Source organism: Psychrobacter sp. CAL346-MNA-CIBAN-0220 (genome assembly GCF_040309805.1).
GTDB lineage: Bacteria > Pseudomonadota > Gammaproteobacteria > Pseudomonadales > Moraxellaceae > Psychrobacter.
Genome location: NZ_JBEOPF010000300.1, coordinates 1 through 271, shown reverse-complemented (window position 1 = coordinate 271; position 271 = coordinate 1). Strand labels below are relative to the sequence as shown.

General features: G+C 38.0%; 1 pseudogene. It reads left to right on the top strand.

Features of this window, described 5'->3' with window-relative positions:
• A pseudogene (locus AAEY88_RS13720) lies at positions 1–271 on the top strand (hypothetical protein); the annotation flags it as partial.

Sequence of the window (271 nt, the reverse complement as noted above, 5' to 3'; positions counted from 1 at the left end):
CTCGTGCACAGATTGATACTGGAGGCAGTTTAAATGATGCCCAAAGTATTCGTTATCGTGGTGTGTTAGTGAAGCAAGACACAACATATTGGCGTGAATATTCAACCACAGAAGAAAACCAAGATCGTGATCGTTGGTTAGGTTATCTTAATATGGAATTTGATTTAACAGATGATGTATTGCTATCTGTTAAATACGATCACACTCAAGATAAAGCCGGTATTGATGCGGGTGGTTGGTTAGACTCTCAAGGTAATGTTATAGGTAATAA